Genomic DNA, 19,199 nt, shown 5'->3' on the forward strand with positions numbered 1-19,199 from the left:
GCGAGGACGGTGCCCCTCGCCGCGGGTGACCAGCAGCAGGGCCGTCAGCATCGGTGCGATCAGCAGGATCATGATTCCCACGGCGGTTCCCTTCCTCGTGGCCGGCACGTCCGCGGCCGGTCCGGTGTACCGGCGTGGCGAGGCGCCGGCGTCTGCGCGTGTTTCCGCCGCGCCCCGGACGAAACCCCCGAACCCGCGCCCCGATCAGGTGCATACCGGCGCCGCGCGGGCAGATGCGTAGGGACCTGGCAGGCCCGAGAAAGGACGGACACCGTGGCACGACCGAGGATTCTCGTGGTGGGAGCCGGATTCGCCGGCGTCGAGTGCATCCGGCGGCTGGAGCGCAGGCTCGCGCCCGCGGAGGCGGACATCGCCCTGGTCACCCCGAACTCCTACCAGCTGTACCTGCCGCTGCTGCCCCAGGTGGCCTCCGGCGTGCTGACCCCGCAGTCCGTCGCCGTCTCGCTGCGCCGCAGCAGCCGCTACCGGACCCGGATCATCCCCGGCGGCGTCGTCGGCGTCGACACCCGGGCCAAGGCCTGCGTCGTACGCAAGATCACCGGCGAGTTCGAGGAACACGCCTACGACCAGCTGGTCCTGGCGCCCGGCAGCATCACCCGCACCTTCGACATCCCCGGCCTGGCCGAACACGCACGGGGCATGAAGACCCTCGCCGAGGCCACGTACCTGCGCGACCACGTCATCTCCCAGCTCGACCTGGCCGACGCCAGCGAGGACGAGGAGGAGCGGGCCGCGCGGCTGTGCTTCGTCGTGGTCGGCGGCGGGTACGCCGGCACGGAGACGGCCGCCTGCCTCCAGCGGCTCACCCACCACGCCGTGAAGCGCTACCCCCGTCTGGACCCCCGCGAGATCACCTGGCACCTCCTCGACCTCGCGCCGAAGCTGATGCCCGAACTCGGCGACTCCCTGGGGCGGACGGCCCTGGACGTCCTGCGCCGTCGCGGCATCCAGGTCTCCCTCGGCGTCAGCGTCGCCAAGGCGAGCGCCACCGAGATCGCGCTGACCGACGGCCGGGTCCTGCCGAGCAGGACGCTGATCTGGACGGCCGGGGTCGCCGCGAGCCCGCTGATCGGCACGCTCGACGCGGAGACCGTGCGGGGACGGCTGCTGGTGACCCCGGAAATGACCGTGCCGGGCGCGGACGGGGTGTTCGCACTGGGAGACGCCGCGGCCGTGCCCGACCTCGCGGCGGGCGAGGAGGGCGCCATCTGCCCGCCCACGGCCCAGCACGCCCTGCGACAGGGGCGCACGCTCGCGGACAACCTGATCGCGACGCTGCGCCGGCAGCCGCTGCGTCCGTACGTGCACAAGGACCTGGGGCTCGTCGTCGACCTGGGCGGCACCGACGCGGTGTCCAAACCGCTCGGCATCCCCCTGCGCGGGCTCCCCGCCCAGGCCGTCGCCCGCGGCTACCACTGGTCGGCGCTGCGCACGAACGTCGCCAAAGCCCGCGTGCTGACCAACTGGCTGCTGAACGCGACGGCGGGCGACGACTTCGTCAGGACCGGGATCCAGCCGCCCACGCCGCCGACCCTGCGGCAGTTCGAGCACACGGACGCCTATCTGTCCGCGGATCAGGTGAGGGCCCGCACGGCGGCCCTGCGCGCGTCCGGCCCGGGGGCGGCGGGGTAGGGCGTCCAGGCCCGCCTGCCGGGCCGCCGGGCGTCTGCGCCCTCGCCGGCGTGGGAGGGCGGACCGTACGGCAGCCCGGGCCGCGCCGCCGAGGCCGCGGAGCCCGGGCAGCAGGCCGGCCCCGGGGCGCGGCGCGGCGGCCGTGTTCCCGGGGCCGGGAGGCGGGGAGCCGGCCCTGCTGTCCGTCCGCCCCGCGGCGTGACCGCAGGACGCCGTCCCGGCGTCAGCGGGTCACCCGGACCCGGCGTCCATCAGCAGGGAACGGCGCTCGGCGGGCGTGAGGCCGCCCCGGACACCGTGCGGCACCCGTCCGGCCAGGGCGTGCCGGCGGCACGGGACGCGGACCGGGCAGTCCCGGCAGACCGCCTTGGCCGCTTCCTCGCGCTCCCGGGCGGCTGCGGCCTGCTCGTGGGCACGCCGGGTGAAGACGTCCCGCGCGGCCGTACGGCACGGCCCGTCGAGCGGCCCGGCGTTGCGCGGCCCGGAGTTTCGCGGCGGCAGGAGTTCGTCCGTTCGGGAGATGTCGCTCACGGGCTGGGCGTCCTTCCGGCAGGGGCGGCCGTCGTGGCCGCGCTCTGCACCCGCGTATGACCGGCATACGCCCGATCATGCGCCCCGGCAGCGCCGGAGCCGGGGGACGGGGGAGCCGCGACCAGGGCCGCCACGCCCACGGCGCAGCCGCTCACCACGGTGGGGTTCACCCAGCCCGCCGCTGGCTCGCCACCGTCCGCGCCGCCCGGGCTGTCCGAGCAGACGACGGACACCGCGCCGGTCATGGCCGCGGCGAGGATCAGTGGTCGCGTGCCGCCAACTGGCCCTGCACGTAGGGGTCGGCCTCGGTGGTGTACGGCCCGCCGTGGCCGGCCAGGAGCTCGGTGATGCGGTACCACTCCGCCAGCGCCGCCCGGGCGGGCGCGTCGGCCTCGGCCGCGTCCCCGACGGCCTCCAGGACGCGGTCGCGCGCGGCGGCCGCCTGATGGTGTGTCATGCCCTCCGCCTGGACCCGTACGCGGTTGCGGGCCTCGACCTCGCCCGGCGAGGGCTCGTGCGGCTGGAGTTCCGTCTCGACGACGGTCTCGGTTTCGTCTGACATGCCGCCACCTTCCGTTTTCCCGTGGACGCCTCTACCCCGCGAACCGACGGGCAACCGCCCCGCCCCACGGCGCCGCTGGGCCGCTCACGTCCGAGCGGCACAAGGGGCGGCCCGGCCGGTGGTGGCCACCCCTCCGCCGCCGGGACGTGGGGGCCGTCAGGTGTGCAGACGGCTGTTGGTGCCGTCGTGGCTGTCGGCGGCCTCGTCGTCGAACCAGTAGTCGCCGGCCGCGAGGTAGCGGAAGGAGTGGGCGCTGTGCGCGGGGAGGGCGACGGTGGCCGCACGGGTTCCGTCGCCGCGCGGGGTGAGGGGGTGGGCGGCGGGATTCCAGTGGTTGAAGTCGCCGACCACGCTGACCGGCCCGTCCGGGACGTCGTCGGGCAGGACGAAAGTGACCTTGGTGCGGCCCTTGAGCTGCTTGCGTTCGAGCATCGAGACCTCCACGGGTGAAGACGGCAACGCCGCATCCTCGACCCGCGCCCGCCTCCCGCGCGGCAGGCGCTTTGGCGGCCTGCCGAGGCCACCCGCCCGGGGGACGGATCCGAGGGCCAGGTGGCGGCGCCGGAAGGCCCCGGCCCAGCGCGGTACGGGCCGGCGCGGGCCGCCGTACGTGCGCGAGTACCCGGAGATCTCCGGCTCCCGGCGTCCCCACGGGCCGCCCCGCGACACGCGGTTCCACCGGGCGTGGCCGGCCCGTCGGCGGGCCCGCGGTGGGCTAGGAAAGGGGGATGGACGGCGGGACGGGAAGAGCGGTGGGTTCGCGGGACGAGCGGGAGCCGGGCGGTCCCGGGGCACGGTCGCGGGGGCCGGACCGCAGGCGTGTGCTGGGCGTGGCCGCCGGTCTGGCGGGCGCCTGGCCGGCGGGGACCGGGCCCGCCGGGGCGCAGGCCCGCGGCGGGCGGACGGCCGCGCGCACCACCCCCGGCGCAGGCGCGCTGGACGTGCCGGCGGAGAATTCCCTGCCCGGTGACCCCGGTTGGCGCGTCGTGCGGCCCGGCGCCCCGCACGCGGTCGAGGGGTACGCGAGCCGGACCAGCGTGGCGCCCGGCGAGCCGTTCGACCTGTACGTCTCCACGCGCTCCGGCTCCTACACGGTCTCGGCCTACCGGATGGGCTGGTACGCGGGCGCGCGGGCCCGGCTGGTGTGGCGCTCGGCCCCCGCGCCCGGCACCCCTCAGAAGGCCCCGGTGGTCGACGGCCCCACCCGCACGGTGCGCGCCGACTGGAGGCCGTCGATGGCCGTGGACACGACGGGCTGGCCGGAGGGCTGCTATCTGCTGCGGCTGGACACCGCCGACGGCCGGGCCCAGAGCCTCGTGCCGCTCACCGTCCGCTCCCGCACGACGGCGGGCCGCCTGGTCGTGGTGAACTCCGTCGCCACCTGGCAGGCGTACAACCGCTGGGGCGGCGCCGACCTGTACCGGGGCGGGACCGGGAAGAAGGACTCGCGTTCCCTGGCCGTCTCCTTCGACCGCCCCTACGCGGCACGCCACGGTGCCGGACAGTTCTCCTTCTTCGAGGCCCCGCTCATCGCCCTCGCCGAACGGACGGGACTGCCGCTCGCCTACGTGACCGGTATCGACGTCGCCCGCGAACCCGGCCTCCTGCTCGGCGCCACGGCCATCGTCTCCCTGGGCCACGACGAGTACTGGAGCCCGCGGCAGCGCCGGCACGTGATGCGGGCCCGCGACCGGGGTTCCAACCTGGCGGTCCTGGGCGCGAACTGCTGCTACCGCCGCGTCCGGTTCGAGCCTTCGTCGGTGGGTCCGGACCGGACGGTGGTCTGCTTCAAGGAGGACTACGAGGCCGACCCCGGCTACCGCGCGGGCCTGCCGCCCACCAACGAATTCCGCCGCGCCCCGCTCCCGCAGCCGGAGAGCGAGCTGCACGGGATGATGTACGACGGCTACCCGGTGGACGCCCCGTACGTGGTGGCCGCCCCCTCGCACTGGCTGCTCGCCGGCACCGGAGCACGCTACGGGGACGCGTTCGCGCACCTGGTCGGCGTCGAGTACGACCGGGTGCACCCCGACTTCCCGGCACCCGGTCCGATCGAGGTCATCGCCCGCTCGCCCGTGATCTGCAAGGGCCGGCGCACGACGGCCGAGTCCGCCTACCTGACCCTGCCCTCGGGCGCGGGGGTCTTCACGGCCGGCACCATGAGGTGGGTGGAAGCCCTGGACGCGACCGGCAGCGGGGGCAAGGCCAACCACGGGATGGACGGGCGGGCGGGGGCCTTCACCAGGGCCGTCACCGAGAACCTGCTGAGGGCCTTCAGCCGGGGCCCGGCGGGCCTCACGCACCGGCCGGTCTGAGCACGGGGCAGCCGTCCCGTCCCGTCGGCCGTCCCGTCGGCTGTCCCGACCCCCGTCCCGTCGTCAGCGACGCCGGGCGCACAGGGCCGCGTCCACCGCGCCCTGCAGGTGGCGCAGGCTCTCGCCCTCGGCCGCCCAGGTCGTGGTGTACACGGTCACGGTCCCGCGGCCGGCCGTCGCGCGGCCCCCGCCCACCGAGTTGCCGGGCAGGTCCCCGCCGTGGCCCCAGTAGACGCCGCCGCAGCTGAGCGGGATCGAGGCGATGCCGTAGCCGTAGCGGCTGCCCGCCGGGTAGACGTCGCGCCCGCCGATGTCGGTGGTGTCCTGGGTCATCTGGCGCAGCGCCCAGGCGGGCAGGAGGCGGCCGCCGAACAGCCCGTCCCAGAAGGCGTTGAGGTCCTTGGGAGTGGAGACGAGGCCGCCCGAGGCGCCGAACTCGTAACCGGGCAGGTCGGTCACGTCCACCCGGCCGGCCTCCGGCGCGGCGGGGTGGACGCCGTAGTTGCGGGCGTGCGGCCCGCGCAGCGACAGCTCGCCGCGCGCGGGCCAGTAGGTGTCGTCCAGGTGCAGCGGGCGCAGGATCGTGCGTTCGACGTACGTCCGGAATCCGACACCCGACGCCTTGTCGATCACCATGCCGAGTGCCAGGTAGTTGGTGTTGGAGTAACCCCAGTCGGTCCCGGGCTCGAAGACCGGCTTCTCCTTGAGGGCGAGGGCCAGGTAGTCCTCGGACGTGCCGGGCGGCCGGGTCCAGTCGACCAGCACGGCGTACTCCGGCAGCCCGCTGGTCTGCTTGAGCAACTGCCGTACGGTGATCGGGCGATCGGCGAGCTGCGGCACGTACCGGCCGGCGCGGTCGTCGAGCCGTACCCGCCCGTCCGCCACCAGGCGCATCACCGCTGCCGCGGTGAACGCCTTGGTGTTGCTGGCCAGCCGGATCCGCCCCCGCTCGTCGACCATGGGCCGGCCGGACTCCCGGTCCGCGACACCGGCGGTACGCGTGGTCCTGCCGTCGTACGCCAGCGCGCCGGGGACCCCGTCGCTGTTGACGAGCAGGTCCAGCTGTCCCTGTACCGGGTCGGCCGGCCGGGCCGCCGCCTCGGGGACGGTCGCCCCGAGGACCGCCGCGGCGAGCAGGACTACGGTGGCGATGGGCTTGCGGTACATGTGCTTCCCCCGGGTCGTGGGCCCTTGCGGGCGTCAGTCGCTTGATGACGACTCTGCCCGCCCGCCGGCGCAAGATCATTGAGCCTGGCCCCCGGAACGGCAGGGAGGCCACCCCCCTTGACACATCACGGCCCGTCAGGTCGTCACGACCGGCGGAGTGCGGCGCGGCCCGCGTACCGGGCCGCGTCGCCCAGCTCCTCCTCGATGCGGATCAGCTGGTTGTACTTCGCGGTGCGGTCGGAGCGGGAGAGCGAGCCGGTCTTGATCTGACCGCAGCCGGTCGCCACCGCCAGGTCCGCGATCGTGGTGTCCTCCGTCTCGCCCGAGCGGTGCGACATGACGGCCGTCCACCCCGCCGCGTGGGCCGTGGCCACCGTGGCCAGCGCCTCGGTCAGGGTGCCGATCTGGTTGACCTTGATCAGGACCGAGTTGCCGGCCCCGGTCCGGATGCCCTCGCGCAGCAGCGCCTCGTTGGTGCAGAACAGGTCGTCGCCGGTGAGCTGGCAGCGGTCGCCGACGCGGGCGGTCAGCTCGCGCCACCCTTCCCAGTCGTTCTCCGCCATCGGGTCCTCGATGGAGACGACCGGGTAGGCGTCGATCAGCTTGGCCAGGTAGTCGGCGTTCTCGGAAGGGGTGCGGCGCACCCCCTCGCCCTGGTAGTCGTACACCCCGTCGCGGAAGAACTCCGACGACGCCGGGTCCATGATCAGGGCGATGTCCGTGCCGGGGCGGTAGCCGCTGCGTTCGACGGCGGTCACCACGAAGTCGAGCGCCTCCTCAGCGGTGCGCAGCGAGGGCGCGAATCCGCCCTCGTCGCCGACGCCCGTGGAGTGCCCGGCGGCCAGCAGGTCGCGGCGCAGGGTGTGGAAGACCTCGCTGCCCATGCGGACGGCCTCGGCGAAGGTCTCCGCGCCGACGGGCGCGATCATGAACTCCTGGAAGTCCAGCGGGTTGTCGGCGTGCGCACCGCCGTTGACGATGTTCATCATCGGCAGCGGCAGCAGGTGGGCGTCGGCGCCGCCGAGGTAGCGGTAGAGGGGCTGGCGGTGGGCCGCCGCGGCCGCCTTGGCCGCGGCGAGGGAGACGCCGAGTACCGCGTTGGCGCCGAGCCGGGACTTGGTGGGCGTGCCGTCCAGGTCGACCAGCAGGGCGTCGAGGCCGGCCTGGTCAGCGGCGTCCCGGCCGCGCACGGCGGCCGCGATCTCCCCGTTGACGTGTGCCACCGCGCGGTCGACGCCCTTGCCGTGCCAGCGGGCCGCGTCCCCGTCGCGCAGTTCCACGGCCTCGCGGGCGCCGGTGGACGCGCCGGAGGGGACGGCGGCGCGGCCCAGGGAGCCGTCCGTCAGGACGACGTCGACCTCGACGGTGGGGTTGCCCCGGCTGTCGATGACGCGGCGGGCCGTGACGGTCTCGACGGTGGCGTCGACGGTCGCTGCTGCCTGTGCGGACATGGTGTTTCCTCCCCGTGGTCAATGCCGTGGCCCCGGCTGCGACAGCGCTGGCGCTGGGCCCGACGCGAAGAGACTCTACAGCAAAGCTGTTTAGTTCTGCTGTGCAGTTTGGCTGTACAGCATGGCTGTACAGGTCGGGTGCACACCTGCTGTGCCACCGGGGTAAAGTGCCCTATGCACACCTCGGAAGCCGCCGCCATCGCCGCCGAACTGCGTACCGCGATGGGCAAACTCACGCGGCGCGTCAAGCACGAGGACCGCATCCCGCTGGGCCAGGCCGCCGTACTGGGCTCCCTCGACCGCAACGGCCCCATGACCACCAGCGACCTCGCCGCCGACCAGCGCGTACGCCCGCAGTCGATGGCGCGGGCGGTCGGGCTGCTCATGGAACAGGACCTGGTCACGCGTCGGCCGCACCCCACGGACGGCCGCAAGTCGCTGGTCGAGCTGTCGGACACCGGCCGGACCGCCCTCGAAGCCGAGCGCGGCCGCAGGGCCGGCTGGCTCGCGCAGGCCATCGAGGCCGAGCTGACGGACGAGGAACGCGCCCTGCTCGCGCGGAGCGCCGCCCTGCTGGAACGCCTCGCCGCCCATTAGGGCCCCCTGCGCCGCACCGCCGCCGCGCCCCCCGCCTCCGCGCCCGCGCACCGCGGCAGGCGGCCGCGCCGACGGCCGTGCGACAGGCCGGGCCGACGGGTGCTCATCCCGACAGGTGCAAAGCGCGGTATCCCGGGTAGACGCGGCCCATGATCGTCCCAGCTGCCCCTGCGGCCCCGTGCCACCCGTCCCCGTTCCCCGCGCCAACGGGACCGCGGCCGTGACCAGGCCGCGACTCCGCGCCGCCGGACGCCCGCTGCCGACCCGGGAGGCACTCGTGCCGAGCACCGCCCTGACGTACACCGACCCCCTGCCCCGCCTGATCACCCTGCCGGGCGTCTACCGGCCCCAGGCCGACACCCGCATGCTCCTCGACGCCCTCGCCCGCGAGCCCCTGCGCCCCGGTGCGGAGGTCGTGGAGATCGGCACGGGCACCGGTGCCCTCGCACTGCGCGCCGCGGCCAGGGGCGCCGACGTCACCGCGGTCGACGTGGCCTGGCCCGCCGTACTCGCCGCCCGGCTGAACAGCTGGCGCCAGAGCCTGCGGCTGCGCGTCCTGCACGGCGACTTCGCCGCCCGGACCCGCGGCCGCCGTTTCGACCTGGTCCTGGCCAACCCGCCCTACGTCCCCTGCCCCGACGCCGCCGTGCCCACGAGCGGCAGCCGGCGCGCGTGGGACGCCGGCCGGGACGGCCGGGCCGTCATCGACCGGATCTGCGCGGCCGCCCCGGGCCTGCTCCGGCCCGGCGGAGTACTGCTCATGGTCCACTCCGGGATGTGCGGGGCGCAGGAGACCCTGGCGTTGCTGGCCCGGCACGGACTGACGGCGCAGGTCACGGAGCGGGCCTGGGTGCCGTGGGGACCGGTCCTGCGTTCGCGCCGGGCATGGCTCCAGGGGCAGGGCCTCGCCGAGGACGGCGCCGAACAGGAGGAACTCGTGGTCGTCCGCGCGCGGGCCACCTGACCGGCCCCACCCGCCGGACACCCCGCCGGACGACGGGACGACCCCACCCGAACGACAGGAGCCGTCGATGACCGCACCCGCCGCAACCCCCACCAGGACCTCCGGGGCCGGCCCCCTGCCGGACGAGGGGCGAGGACCGCTGTCCTCCGCCGTGCTGGACGCACTGCGCGGCGGCCGGGCCCCGTACCACGACAGCGCGGAGCCCCAGCGGGCCGACCCCTTCGGCGAAGACCTCCAGCTCGCCCTCTACCTGCTGTACGAGCTGCACTACCGGGGCTTCGCGGGTGTCGACGACGCCCGCGAATGGGACCCCGACCTGCTGCGCCTGCGCCGGGCCCTGGAGGAGCGGTTCCTGGGCGCCCTCCGCGCGGACACGGCCGGTGCGCCCGCCACGGCGCGGGAGGCCTTCGCCCCGCTCCTCGTCGAACCCGTGGACCTCAGCGGCAGCCTCAGCCACTACCTGGCGACCGAGGGCGAGCTGTGGCAGCTGCGCGAGTACGCGGCCCTGCGCTCCCTGTACCACCTCAAGGAGGCCGACCCCCACGCCTGGGTGATCCCCCGGCTCGTCGGCCGCGCGAAGGCCGCCATGGTCGCCATCGAGTACGACGAGTTCGGCGCCGGCCGCCCCGAGCGCATCCACGCCCGCCTGTTCGCCGACCTCATGGACGACCTCGGCCTGGACACCGCGTACGGCCACTACCTCGAGCAGGCTCCGGCGCCCGTCCTCGCCACGGTCAACCTGATGTCGCTCCTCGGCCTCCACCGGGCCCTGCGCGGCGCACTGGTCGGGCACTTCGCGTGCGTGGAGGTGACCTCGTCCCCCGGGTCCCGCCGCCTCGCCAAGGCCATGCGCCGCTGCGGGGCCGGCCCGGCGGCCGAGCACTTCTACGCCGAGCACGTCGAGGCCGACGCCGTGCACGAGCAGGTCGTCCGGTACGAGGTCATCGGGGGACTCCTCGCCGACGAACCCGGCCTGGAGGCCGACGTGGCCTTCGGCTGCGCGGCGACCCTCCTCCTGGAGGACCGCCTCGCCGCGCACATCCGCTCCGCGTGGGAACGGGGCAGCTCCGCCCTCCGGAACCGGACCGGGCCGACGGGCCCCGCGGGAGGCACCGGGCGTCGGGCGGCCGGCGGAACGGCATGAGGAAGGGGTGCCCCGGGCCTCGCGCCCGGAGCACCCCCGATGCCGTCAGCGCCCGGAGCACCCCCGATGGCCGTCAGCCGGCCCCGGACCCCTCGGTGTCCCGGCATTTTGCCCCGCCGACCCGGCCCAGCGCCCACGGAACTGGGAGACCCCCGACGGGCGCTCACCGGATTCGCTCCGCTGACCGCCCTGGTTGGCGCGCGGGCGTACATGTCCCCGCAGACCGCCTTCCGGCTGCTCCAGCCCATCGACGCCCAACTGGCCCTGAACGACCTGGACGCCGCGGCACACGGACTCCAGCAGGCCGTCACCCTCACCGGCGTCCTGCCGCCGGGTCTGGTCCGCCAGTACCGCCGGAGGTTCGCCCCCCACAGCGGCCACCGGCTCGTCGGACCGCTGTGGTCGTTCCTCGCCACCGCCTGACGAAACGTTCCGCCCGGCCCGCGGCTCCCGGTCCTCTACAGGCGCTGCCAGAGCGCCGGGACGTTCGGCGGCTCCCAGCCGACGACCGCGGTGTGCGCCTGCAGGCAGCGGTACGCGAGCCCCGCGTACGTGGCCCCGTCGCCGGCCCGGTACGCCCGGCCCGGGGTCCAGGTGCCCGTGGGCGGCGGTGTCGTCGGCGGGGGAGTGGTGGGCGGGGTCGTCGGGTCCTGGGGCACGTCCAGGACGAAGTCGAAGCTGCCCTCCTGACCGGGTCCGGCCTGGCGCACGTTCATCAGCAGGCGGCTGTCGAAGAGGGTGTCCGTGCTGTTGCGGGGCTCGCCGGGGAAGTACAGCTGGGTGGTGACCACCCGGTGCCCGGGCGCCTGGAGTTTGACGTGCAGGTGGCGGGTGCGCCCGGGGTAGAGCCCGGGAACGACGGTGGTCAGGCTGAAAGAGCCCTGTGCGGTGCTGAACTGGTGCCCGCGGAAGCGGTAGCCGCTGTTGTCGTACGCCCCGTTGTGGTCCGCCTGCCAGAAGTCGAGCAGCACGCCCGGGATCGGCCGGCAGGCCCGCCCGAAGACGTATCCGGTGACGGTGAGCCGGGTGCCGGGCGTACCGCTCGTGACCAGCGAGTCCCGCAGCGGGGAGTTGGGCTTGAAGTACGGGCCCTCCATCTGTTCCACCGTCGGCTCGTCGCCGTCGTGGCAGTCCGGGGTCGGGGCGAGGGCGGCTCCCCCCGACGCGGCCTGGTCGCGGGCGAGTGCGACCCGCCCGCCGATCAGCAGCGGGGCGGCGCCGAGCGCGGCGGCGGCGCGCAGGACGGTCTTGCGGCTGACGCGGCGTCCGCTTGCCGCGGGTCCGGGTGTTGCGGTGGGCTCCTCCGGAACGGGCATCGAGGCCTCCTCGGCTGGAAGGGTGGGGGTGGGGGCGCGCGAGGGGGGAAGGACGGACCCTGGCGGGGGCCCGCCCGTCCCCGGCGGGCCTCGGGGTCCCGATCGCGGCCAGCAGTCAACCTACGGGCCGTCGGGGTGCGCGGCGATGGACTCGATCCGGGGATCGTGGTGATTTCGACCGGCCCAGTTGCGGAACTCGCCCGGCGACATCCCGGTCTCCCTCCGGAAGAACCGGCAGAAGTACGCCGGATCCGAGAAGCCGGTCAGGTGCGACACCTGGCGCACCGCCAGGTTCGTGCCGGAGAGGAGCCGTTTCGCCTCCAGCGTCTGCTGCTGGCGGATCAGGCTGCCGGGGGAGCGCCCCGTGGCCCGCCGCACCAGCGTCTGGAAGTGCCCGGCGGACACGCCGAGTTCCCGCGCGTACCAGCCCACCGACCGCCCCGTCCCGCCGGCCTCGCAGAGCAGCCGGCCGAAGGCCGCGGCCAGTTCCGCGGCCCGGTCCCGCGCCGGAGCCGGCGCGTCCGGCGCGGCGCCGGTACCGCCGGGGATACGTGAGGCCCGGGCGATCAGGATGTGCAGGCAGGCCCGCAGCACGTTCCGGTACCCGGGCCGCAGCTGCCGGTACTCGCCGCCCATGTCGGCCAGGAGCGCGGCGATCGGCGCGGCCTGGTCGCCGGCCGGGTGTCCGGGCCGGGCGGCCAGCGCCCGCAGGGCGGCCGCGTCGTCCGCGTGGGGCAGGAGGAAGTCCTCGTTGAAGAGCACCACGTGGCCGGTGAGCCCGTCCGCCCCGTCCCAGTGGTGGACCTGGCCGGGGGTGATCACGCACAGCTGCGGGGGCTCCACCGGCCGGCGGACCAGGTCCAGCACGTGCGCGCCGCTCCCGCCGGTCACGTAGACGATCTCGTAGAACGTGTGCCGGTGGGGGAAGGCGGCGCGTGACAGCGGGCCGATGGTGTCGAAGGTCCCGATCGCGAAGGGCAGCAGGTGGGGGAGGGGGACCTCGAGGCGGTGCAGCGGGAGATCGGGCAGGGGGGTGTTCCGAAGCGCGTCCATCCCCGCAGTCTCCGGCCGGCTCCCCAGCTGGTACAGACCATTCACGGCCTTCTGCCCTCCGCCGTCCGCTGCCCGCCGTCGTCCTGTCAGGGCCGGTGGTCCTCCTGCTCCGCGGCCTCCTTGAGGGCGTCGAGCCAGGTGACGAGCGAGGCGTCGAGCGCGGCGGCGAGGTTGTCCCGGTCGGCGTCGACGGGTTCGCCCGCCCAGGACTCCCGGGTGCGGACCACGACGCCGTCGCCGTCCTCGGTGAAGGTCCACTCGTGGATGCCGGTGATGCCGTGCGCGGGACCGCCCCAGAGGATGCGGTGCGCGGTGTCGACCGCGTAGACGGTGGAGTCGATGGACATCCCCGCGGTCATCCAGTGGAAGGTCGTGCCCGGGGCGACCGGGCCGTCGAGGCGGGCCTCGGTGACGGCGGACAGCCATGCGGGCCAGCCGCCGATGTCGGTGTGCAGCTGCCAGATCCGTTCGGCCGGGGCGCCGATCCGGATGGTGTGGTCGGCGATGACGGGGGCGTTCTCGTCGATGGTCGTGGGGTACGTCACGGGGTGATTCCTCGCTTTCGGGAGCCCGGGCCGCCGCCGAGGGGGAGAAGGCGGCGGTCCGGGCGGCTGGGGGGTACCGGGCGGTGCGCGGTCAGGCAGGTCAGGCGGGCAGGCCGGTGTCGGGGATCCAGTCACCGTGGATGCCGGCGGGTACCCTGCGCGGCAGTTCGACGGCGGCGACGGTGCTCAGGTCGCCCGCGTCCAGGACCAGCAGCTCCGACGCGTCGGCCGCGACGTCGCTGACGACGGTGAGCAGGTAGCCGTCGTCCTCCGCCCTGCCGCCCTCGGCGGGTACGAAGACCGCCTCTCCGGGCATCCGCTCCTCACCGTGCGCGAGCAGCGTCTCCCGCCCGGTCCGCGAGTCCAGCTTGACGGTGTGGTAGCCCGACAGGCCCGCGCCCGGGAACGCGATGGCGTAGCTGTAGCGGTGGTCCGAGCCGGTGCGGGCCTCGTTGATCGACGGGAACTCCGTGACCAGTTCGCCCAGGGACTCCGCGGTGACCTTGCCCGTGCCCGGGTCGATGACCCACCGGTGGAAGGTCGAACCGGCGTCGGGGCTGGTGCCGTGACCGGGGGCGCCGACCCACCACTTCCACGAGCTCTCCCACGCGGACCGGTCGAAGCGCGGTGCTTCGAGCACGATCCGGCCCCGCGGATCGGTGTACGCGTTGGCGACGTGCAGCAGCGCGGCCTGCTCGGGCGCCTCGTACCAGACGGTCCTGCCCCCGGCGCGCGGCATCACGCCGATGCGCAGCGGGACGTCGTCGTGCCAGCGGTAGGGGATGCCGGAGTGCTCGGCGTGGTCGAAGACCACCGGCGAGTTGATGAAGACGACGTGCTCGCGGGTGATCGCGAAGTCGTGCATCAGGGACGGTCCGGAGCCGTCGACGACCTCGGAGCGGACGATCGCGCCGGAGGCGTCGGCCACGTAGTACGTCAGGAACGGAGCGAAGGGGCTGTAGCTGAAGAAGTGCAGTTCGCCGGTCCGCGGGTCCTCCTTCGGGTGGGCGGTCATCGAGGTGGTGAGCTTGCCGCCGAAGTCGTGGACGCCGATCGTCTCGAGGTCGGCGCTGACCTCCCAGGGGAGGTTGGCCTCCTGCAGGGCCAGGTAGCGGCCCCCGTGGAAGATGATGTTGGTGGCGGCGGCGCTGACGTCGAGTTCGGTCCCGGTGAAGGGGACGCCGTCGAGGAAGGGGGTCCGCACCCAGCGGTTGCGGTACCACTCGGCCCGCCCGTCCCGCAGGCGCACCCCGTGGAGCATGCCCTCGCCGCGGAACCAGTGGGTGGGCGTGACGCCGGGCTTCGGGTTGTGGCCGTTGCGGAAGTAGCGGCCGTTCAGCTCGGGCGGGAGGGTGCCGCGCACCTTCAGGTCCCGGCCGGTGATCTCGTCGGTGACGGGGGCGAAGTGGTCGCTGATGTAGGGCTTGGCGAGGGACATGGTCAGGCCTTTCGGGTGGAGAGAGCCGAGATGAGGAGGGTCAGGGCGGCGCAGGCCAGGAAAGCCGCGCCGGAGGAGGGGAGCAGGGTCAGGAAGGACAGGCCGACGGCTCCGCCGACCTGCCGGCCGGCGTTGACCAGCCCGCCTGCCAGACCGTTGTCGGCGGCTGGCACGCCCGTGGAGGCCGCCGCGGTGAGCCGTACGAAGGCGGTTCCGAGGCCGGCGCCGACGAGGAGCGTGGGGCCGAGGAGGTCGGCGAGGAAGGTGCCGTCGGGCGGGGTCCGCGCGAGCCAGGCCAGTCCGGCCGCGAGGGCCAGCAGACCGAGGGGGAGCACGCGGCGGGAGGAGACCCTGCCGGTGAACCAGGAGGAGAGGGTGATCACGAGGGCGAGCGGCAGCTGGGTCAGCCCGGCCTCCAAGGGCGAGTAGCCGAGGGAGCGTTGCTGGTAGAGGGGCAGGAAGTAGAACAGCCCGAGCCAGACCGCGCCCAGCAGCGCCATCAGTACGTTGGGCGCCGCGACCACGCGCATCCGCGCCGGCAGCAGCGGGGCGGCGGACCGCCGCTGGAGCACCGCGAACAGCCCGAGCAGCGCCGCACCGGCCACGGCCGCCGGCCAGGGACCCGACAGGCCGTAGGTCAGGGCGACGAGCCCCGCCGTCACCGTCACCGTGCCCGGCACGTCCAGGGTTCCGCCGCGCGGCCGGTCGGCGCCGACGAGCAGCCAGGTGGCCACCAGTACGGCCGAGGCGAGGGGCACCATCACGAGGAACACCGCGCGCCAGCCGTACAGTCCGGTGAGCAGGCCGCCCAGCAGCACGCCCGCCGCACCGCCGGCACCGGAGACCGCGCCCCACACTCCGAGCGCGGTGCCGCGCCGGTCCGGGCCCGGGTAGAGGGACAGGACGAGGGCCAGTGCGGTGGGTGCCAGCAGGGCGGCGCCGGTTCCCATCGCCGCCCGGAAGGCGATCAGCGCCGCCGCCGTGGGTGCCAGGGCCGCGCCGAGGGCGGAGAGGGCGAACAGGCCGGTGCCGAGCAGGAACACGCGGCGCAGCCCGTACACGTCGCCGGCCCGGCCGCCCGGCAGCAGCAGCGCGCCGAAGACCAGGACGTAGGCGTTGACGGTCCACGCCTGGCCCGTGTCCGACAGGTCCAGCCCGGCCCGGATCTGCGGCAGGGCGACGTTCACGATCGACGTGCTCAGTACGACCAGGAACTGGGCGGTGGCCAGGACTCCCAGCGGTAGCCACCCGGTGGTGGCGGTTCGTCGCAGTGCGGTGCGGGTCATGGGTAGACCTTCGCAACGGGCGGCCACCGCTCGCGTCGGTGGTCATCACCTACACGGCCCCGCGCGCGCGACCGTAGGCGAACCCGTCCGCGCGGCAGGACCGTGATCACCCCGGATTCCCCAACGGAGCGCGACCGCATAGGTTTTCGGGCATGCCCACGACTTACACGGATGTGCTGATCGGCCGTCAGGACGAGACGGGCCGCCTCGACGCCCTGCTCCAGGCGGCACGGGAGGGCCGGGGCGGCGCCCTCGTCCTGCGCGGCGAGCCGGGGATCGGCAAGAGCGCGCTGCTGCGGCACCTGGACCGGTCCGCGGCCGGATTCCACGTCGTACGGGCGTCCGGCACGGAATTCGAGAGGGAGCTGCCGTTCGCCGCACTGCACCAGCTGCTCACGCCCGTGATGGGCGGGCTGACGGCGCTGCCCGCGCCGCACCGCAAGGCACTGGAGATCGCCTTCGGCCTCGACACCGGCGCCCCCGATCCGTTCCTGGTCGGCATGGCGGCACTGGGCCTCCTGGTGGAAGCCGCGCAGGAACGCCCGGTCCTCTGCGCCGTCGACGACGCGCAGTGGCTGGACCACTCCTCGGTCAGGGCGCTGGCGTTCCTGGCCCGACGCGTCTCGGCCGAGCCGGTCGCCCTCGTCTTCGCCGCCCGCGAACCGGGCCTGCGCCCCGAACTGGAGCAGCTGCCCGGCCATGCGCTCCGCAGCCTCGGCGAGGCGGACGCGCGGGCGCTGCTGGCCGTCGCGGTCCGCGCCCCCCTCGACGAGCGGGTGCGCGACCGCATCCTGGGCGAGGCGCGCGGCAACCCCCTCGCGCTCGTGGAGCTGCCCAGGACCGCCGGACTCGCCGGCATGGCCGGCGGATTCGCCCAGCCCGGCACGGTGCCCGGAGTGATCGAGCAGAGCTTCCGCTCCCGGCTGGAACTCCTGCCGCCGCCGGCGCGGCTGCTGGTCACCCTCGCAGCCGCCGAACCGATCGGCGACCCCGGCCTGCTCTGGCGCGCCGCCGAGCTCCTGGGCATCGACGCGACCGCCGTCGCGCAGTCCGTACCGCTGGTCGACTTCGGCACCCGCATCCGCTTCAGCCACCCCCTCGCACGCTCGGCGGCCTACCACGCCGCCGCACCGGACGACCGGCGCCGGGCGCACCAGGCGCTGGCCACGGTGACCGACCCGCGGACCGACCCCGACCGCAAGGCCTGGCACCGGGCCCAGGCCAGTGCCGGCCCGGACGAGCAGGTCGCCGCCGAGCTGGAGGCCTCCGCCACCCGCGCCCGGGAACGCGGCGGCATCGCCGCGGCCGCGGCCTTCCTCGAACGGGCGGCCGAGCTCACCGCCGACCCCGCCCGACGTGCCCAGCGGATCCTCGCCGCCGCCGAGGCCACCCTCTCGGTGGGCGACTTCGACACGGCCGCCGGCCTGCTCACCACCGTCCGCACCGGCGATCCCGGCCAGGAGGCCACGGCCGACCTGCTCCGCGGCAGACTGTCCTTCGTCCGCCGCCGCGGCGACGAAGGCCCCACCGCGCACCTCCTGCGCGCCGCCGCACGCCTGGCCGTCACCGACCCCGACCGGTCGCGCGAGTGCTACCTGGACGCCTTCGAGATGGGCCTCCTCCTCGGCGGCCTCGGCGACGTGGCGGCCGCCGTCGCGAAGGCCCCGCCCAAGGACGGCGCGCCGACCACCGCGGCAGCGGTCCTCACGGGTCTGACCAGCCTGGTCGCCGACGGACACCGGGCCGCGGGGGAGATCCTCGGACCGCTGGTCGCCGACACCGACGACGAGGTGTGGGCCCGACGGCCCTCACTGGGCTTCATGCTGGCGACCGAACTGTGGAACTTCGACACCCTTCAGGGCGTCGCCGCCCGCGCCGTCGCGGCCGGCCGCGAGTCGGGCTCCTTCCACGCCCTGCCCATCGCACTGGCCATGCGGGCCACGGCGAAGGCGCACACCGGCGACTTCGGCTCCGCGACGGAGCTGATCTCCGAAGAGGAGGCCATCGCCGACGCCACCGGGGCGGCACCGCTCGTCTACCCGCGCCTCCACCTGGCCGCACTGCGCGGGCGCCGCGCGGAGGCCCTCGAACTTTTCGCCTCGGTCGGGCACCGGATGAGCCTCAGCGTGCAGTGGGCGACGGCCGTGCTCCACAACGGCCTGGCCGACTACGCGACCGCACTGCGGGCGGCCGAGCGCGCCGTCGACCACGGCGCGGTCGGCACGGCGGGACTCGCCCTGCCCGAACTGGTCGAAGCGGCCGTCCGGTGCGGCGAGCCCGAAGCCGCCGCCGAGGCCCTCGCCGCCCTCCAGGAGCGCACGCGCACCGGCCGGCACGCGTGGGGTCTCGGCGTCGAGGCCTACGCGCGGGCCCTGGTGACCGAGGACGAGTCCGCCTACCAGGAAGCCCTCGCCCTGCTCGGCGACGACCGGCTGGTCGTCTACCGCGCCCGCGCGCACCTGCTCTACGGGGAATGGCTGCGCCGCCAGGGCCGGCGCCGGGAGGCCCGTGCCACGCTGCGGCAGGCGCACGGGTCGCTCTCCGCCCTCGGCATGGAGGCCTTCGCCGAGCGGGCCGCCGGCGAGCTGCGCGCCACGGGCGAGCAGGCCCGCAGCCGTACCTCCGAGGCCTCGGACCAGCTGACGATGCAGGAGGTGCACATCGCGCGCCTGGTCGCCGACGGCGCCACCTCCAAGGAGGTCGCCGCGAAGCTGTTCCTCAGCCCGCGGACGGTCGACGCGCACCTGCGCAACATCTTCCGCAAGCTCCAGCTCACTTCACGCAGGCAACTGCGCGACCTGCCCGGCATCCGTTAGCCACAGGGTGGTCGCCGCAGCCTCCGGTCCGTTGACCGACGCCACGGGGCCCGGCCAGCAGAGTCCGTACTTCGCCCGGTAGGCGTCCGAGACCCGCTGGACGAGCCCGGCGTCGCTCACCGGCCGCAGGACGACGGGCAGCCGTCCCGAGGCGGCTTCGATCCGGGCGTCCGCGCGGCCCAGGACCCGGCGGTACCAGGCACTGCGCCGCCCGAACGCGGACCGGACGTAGGCCCGCTCGTCGACCCGCACCATCCAGAGCGTCCTGGCCGACCACCGGCCGTCCGCGTGCCGTGTCCACAAGATGATCTCCATGGGGTCCTCGAAGGTGTCCATGACCCCACCATCACGGCCCGGCCCG

At 74.9% G+C, this 19,199-nt stretch carries 18 protein-coding genes; 7 read left to right on the forward strand and 11 right to left on the reverse strand.

The window, feature by feature from the left end; all coding sequences use genetic code 11:
• The first annotated feature begins 273 nt into the window (after positions 1 to 273).
• Positions 274 to 1,653 carry an NAD(P)/FAD-dependent oxidoreductase gene (locus ABD973_RS33445; RefSeq protein ID WP_345504030.1) on the forward strand — a complete coding sequence of 460 codons (1,380 nt, stop codon included), beginning with the start codon at positions 274 to 276 and terminating at the stop codon, positions 1,651 to 1,653.
• 231 nt (positions 1,654 to 1,884) lie between these two features.
• Here the strand turns inward: ABD973_RS33445 and ABD973_RS33450 are convergent, their stop codons facing one another.
• The 3 genes from ABD973_RS33450 to ABD973_RS33460 form a co-directional block, all read right to left on the reverse strand.
• Positions 1,885 to 2,184, reverse strand: coding sequence for a WhiB family transcriptional regulator (locus ABD973_RS33450; protein WP_206436459.1), 300 nt, complete (start codon positions 2,182 to 2,184; stop codon positions 1,885 to 1,887).
• A gap of 259 nt (positions 2,185 to 2,443) precedes the next feature.
• On the reverse strand, positions 2,444 to 2,746 hold the full coding sequence (locus tag ABD973_RS33455; RefSeq protein ID WP_125597488.1) for a hypothetical protein: 303 nt from the start codon (positions 2,744 to 2,746) through the stop codon (positions 2,444 to 2,446).
• 156 nt (positions 2,747 to 2,902) lie between these two features.
• Complete coding sequence (locus ABD973_RS33460; RefSeq protein WP_386382272.1) at positions 2,903 to 3,205, reverse strand: isoamylase early set domain-containing protein; 303 nt, start codon at positions 3,203 to 3,205, stop codon at positions 2,903 to 2,905.
• Between the two features lie 371 nt (positions 3,206 to 3,576).
• Here ABD973_RS33460 and ABD973_RS33465 point away from each other — a divergent pair, with 371 nt between their 5' ends.
• Positions 3,577 to 5,061: a N,N-dimethylformamidase beta subunit family domain-containing protein gene (locus tag ABD973_RS33465; RefSeq protein WP_345504032.1), complete on the forward strand. Its 1,485-nt coding sequence runs from the start codon at positions 3,577 to 3,579 to the stop codon at positions 5,059 to 5,061.
• Between the two features lie 63 nt (positions 5,062 to 5,124).
• Here the strand turns inward: ABD973_RS33465 and ABD973_RS33470 are convergent, their stop codons facing one another.
• Both ABD973_RS33470 and eno read right to left on the reverse strand, forming a co-directional pair.
• Positions 5,125 to 6,228 carry a serine hydrolase domain-containing protein gene (locus tag ABD973_RS33470; RefSeq protein ID WP_345504034.1) on the reverse strand — a complete coding sequence of 368 codons (1,104 nt, stop codon included), beginning with the start codon at positions 6,226 to 6,228 and terminating at the stop codon, positions 5,125 to 5,127.
• A gap of 143 nt (positions 6,229 to 6,371) precedes the next feature.
• Positions 6,372 to 7,679, reverse strand: a complete 1,308-nt coding sequence (gene eno, locus ABD973_RS33475; protein WP_345504035.1) for a phosphopyruvate hydratase — start codon at positions 7,677 to 7,679, stop codon at positions 6,372 to 6,374.
• Between the two features lie 174 nt (positions 7,680 to 7,853).
• Here eno and ABD973_RS33480 point away from each other — a divergent pair, with 174 nt between their 5' ends.
• The 4 genes from ABD973_RS33480 to ABD973_RS33495 all read left to right on the forward strand — a co-directional run bounded on the left by ABD973_RS33480 (position 7,854) and on the right by ABD973_RS33495 (position 10,807).
• Complete coding sequence (locus ABD973_RS33480) at positions 7,854 to 8,276, forward strand: MarR family winged helix-turn-helix transcriptional regulator (protein WP_125603960.1); 423 nt, start codon at positions 7,854 to 7,856, stop codon at positions 8,274 to 8,276.
• Between the two features lie 277 nt (positions 8,277 to 8,553).
• Positions 8,554 to 9,240 carry a HemK2/MTQ2 family protein methyltransferase gene (locus tag ABD973_RS33485; protein ID WP_345504037.1) on the forward strand — a complete coding sequence of 229 codons (687 nt, stop codon included), beginning with the start codon at positions 8,554 to 8,556 and terminating at the stop codon, positions 9,238 to 9,240.
• 67 nt (positions 9,241 to 9,307) lie between these two features.
• On the forward strand, positions 9,308 to 10,384 hold the full coding sequence (locus ABD973_RS33490) for an iron-containing redox enzyme family protein (protein ID WP_345504039.1): 1,077 nt from the start codon (positions 9,308 to 9,310) through the stop codon (positions 10,382 to 10,384).
• Between the two features lie 210 nt (positions 10,385 to 10,594).
• Entirely contained in the window at positions 10,595 to 10,807 is a 213-nt protein-coding gene (locus tag ABD973_RS33495) for a hypothetical protein (RefSeq protein WP_125819696.1), read from the forward strand.
• Between the two features lie 35 nt (positions 10,808 to 10,842).
• On the opposite strand, the gene ABD973_RS33500 is transcribed toward ABD973_RS33495, so the two are convergent.
• The 5 genes from ABD973_RS33500 to ABD973_RS33520 form a co-directional block, all read right to left on the reverse strand.
• On the reverse strand, positions 10,843 to 11,700 hold the full coding sequence (locus ABD973_RS33500; protein ID WP_125819695.1) for a dioxygenase family protein: 858 nt from the start codon (positions 11,698 to 11,700) through the stop codon (positions 10,843 to 10,845).
• Between the two features lie 120 nt (positions 11,701 to 11,820).
• Positions 11,821 to 12,753 (reverse strand): helix-turn-helix transcriptional regulator, encoded by a 933-nt coding sequence (locus ABD973_RS33505; RefSeq protein ID WP_206436458.1) that lies wholly within the window; start codon positions 12,751 to 12,753, stop codon positions 11,821 to 11,823.
• Positions 12,754 to 12,839: 86 nt separating this feature from the next.
• The gene (locus tag ABD973_RS33510) at positions 12,840 to 13,298 is read right to left on the reverse strand and encodes an SRPBCC family protein (RefSeq protein WP_125819694.1); all 459 of its coding nucleotides are present in this window, start codon (positions 13,296 to 13,298) and stop codon (positions 12,840 to 12,842) included.
• 100 nt (positions 13,299 to 13,398) lie between these two features.
• Entirely contained in the window at positions 13,399 to 14,736 is a 1,338-nt protein-coding gene (locus tag ABD973_RS33515; protein ID WP_345504044.1) for a carotenoid oxygenase family protein, read from the reverse strand.
• Positions 14,737 to 14,738: 2 nt separating this feature from the next.
• On the reverse strand, positions 14,739 to 16,022 hold the full coding sequence (locus ABD973_RS33520; RefSeq protein ID WP_125819692.1) for an MFS transporter: 1,284 nt from the start codon (positions 16,020 to 16,022) through the stop codon (positions 14,739 to 14,741).
• Positions 16,023 to 16,174: 152 nt separating this feature from the next.
• On the opposite strand from ABD973_RS33520, the gene ABD973_RS33525 reads away from it, so the two are divergent.
• On the forward strand, positions 16,175 to 18,838 hold the full coding sequence (locus ABD973_RS33525) for an ATP-binding protein (RefSeq protein WP_345504046.1): 2,664 nt from the start codon (positions 16,175 to 16,177) through the stop codon (positions 18,836 to 18,838).
• On the opposite strand, the gene ABD973_RS33530 is transcribed toward ABD973_RS33525, so the two are convergent.
• Positions 18,800 to 19,174 (reverse strand): DUF2255 family protein, encoded by a 375-nt coding sequence (locus ABD973_RS33530; protein ID WP_125594653.1) that lies wholly within the window; start codon positions 19,172 to 19,174, stop codon positions 18,800 to 18,802. The genes ABD973_RS33525 and ABD973_RS33530 overlap by 39 nt on opposite strands.
• Positions 19,175 to 19,199: the final 25 nt, after the last annotated feature.

Origin of the sequence: Streptomyces racemochromogenes (assembly GCF_039535215.1) — a bacterium.
GTDB classification, from domain to species: Bacteria; Actinomycetota; Actinomycetes; order Streptomycetales; family Streptomycetaceae; genus Streptomyces; species Streptomyces racemochromogenes.